Here is a 1704-nt window from a genome sequence, read left to right as displayed (position 1 = left end):
AGACTCTGTCAGGTAAGGATCGAGGAGACGAGCGCAAGCGAACCACCGATGAACTGTCGAAAGCGTAGGGAAGACGTCAAAACCAAGGGGTAGTCGTTATCTTGGGATCAGTCTGAGCGATACCTGTTTACGGCTCAGGCGGCGTCCGGCAGGCGAGGTGGCGTAACCTCGGTTCAGGCTTCTGTGCGGAACGTGGGAACCTGTATCGCGATGCCAAGGGAATGGTTCAAGTGGAAGCCCCACAAGAGTCTGAGTACCAATGCGCGATGCAGGGACGGAGCCGTGTGTAGTAGTGACGAAGGCACTGTAATGGTGGCGGAGCGAAGGCACGGCACTGTCCCGCTTGATTGGAAGAACAACCGGAAACGGGAGGACTCTTTTGGGTCAAGCAAAGCCGTATGACATCCCCAAGCGCTGGGTTTGGGAGGCGTACAAACGGGTTAAAGCAAATCGGGGCGCAGCCGGTGTGGACGAGCAGTCGATCGAGGTGTTCGAGGCAGACTTGCAGAGCAATCTGTACAAGCTCTGGAATCGAATGTCTTCGGGCAGCTACTTTCCACCGCCGGTCAAGCGTGTGCAGATCGACAAGCGCGACGGCGGGAAGAGGCCGCTAGGAATTCCTACGGTGTCGGATCGCGTTGCTCAGGCGGTCGTCAAAGGATATCTGGAGCCGGATTTGGAGAAACACTTTCATCCAGACTCGTTCGGATATCGACCCGGAAAATCGGCGCTCGATGCCGTTGGGGTTGCTCGCCAGCGATGCTGGCGGCATCCCTTTGTGCTCGATCTCGACATTCGGGCCTATTTTGACTCGATATCGCATGAACTTTTGCTCAAGGCGATTCGGAAGCACACGGACTGCGCTTGGGTGTTGTTGTACATTGAACGGTGGCTTAAAGCTCCCGTTCAACTGGAAGACGGCACCCTTGAACCCCGAGAGAAGGGCACGCCGCAGGGCTCGGTGGTATCACCGCTGATGGCGAATCTCTTTCTCCACTATACGTTCGACATGTGGATGCGAAGAAATCATCCGAGCATCCCGTTCGAGCGTTATGCCGATGATATTCTCTGCCATTGCGACAGTGAGCGGCAGGCACAAGAACTGAAGGAGGCGCTTGCGAAGCGCTTTGCCGAATGCGGACTGGAGCTTCATCCGGACAAGACGAAGATAGTCTATTGTAAGGATGACGACCGGCGAGGTGATTATCCTGAACAGAAATTCGACTTTTTGGGCTACACGTTTCGTGCCCGTCGGTCGAAGAACCGTTGGGGAAAGCACTTCGTCAACTTCAGCCCCGGTGTCAGCAATGCCGCGACGAAGGCAATCCGACAGGAAATCCGTGCCTGGCAACTACGCTGCCGGGTGGATAAGAGGATCGACGACCTGGCGAGGATGTTCAACCCGATCATTCGAGGCTGGATGAACTACTATGGTCGGTACTACAAGTCGGCGCTTTATCCGACACTACGCCATCTCGACCGATGTCTCGCGCGATGGGCGATGTCGAAATACAAACGTCTGCGGCGACATCGAAGACGGGCAGAGCACTGGGTACGGGACATTGCGTGCCGCACCCCCACGCTATTGGCCCATTGGCCGATGCTGCACAAGACGGCGGCTGGACGGTAAGAGCCGGATGAGCGGAGACGTTCACGTCCGGATCTGTGAGCGCCTGGGGGTGAAACTCCCCCGGGCGACTCGAC

1 protein-coding gene is annotated in these 1704 nt (G+C 56.8%); it reads left to right on the top strand.

What is annotated here, in order from left to right; genetic code table 11:
• Window positions 1-379 precede the first annotated feature (379 nt).
• Window positions 380-1630, top strand: coding sequence for a group II intron reverse transcriptase/maturase (ltrA, locus tag J6525_RS46300; RefSeq protein ID WP_225649598.1), 1251 nt, complete (start codon window positions 380-382; stop codon window positions 1628-1630).
• The last annotated feature ends 74 nt before the right edge of the window (window positions 1631-1704 follow it).

Origin of the sequence: Bradyrhizobium australafricanum, from assembly GCF_020329495.1 — a bacterium.
GTDB classification, from domain to species: domain Bacteria; phylum Pseudomonadota; class Alphaproteobacteria; order Rhizobiales; family Xanthobacteraceae; genus Bradyrhizobium; species Bradyrhizobium australafricanum.
Note: the sequence above shows the minus strand (reverse complement) of the source record. Positions and strands in the feature narration are given on the sequence as shown.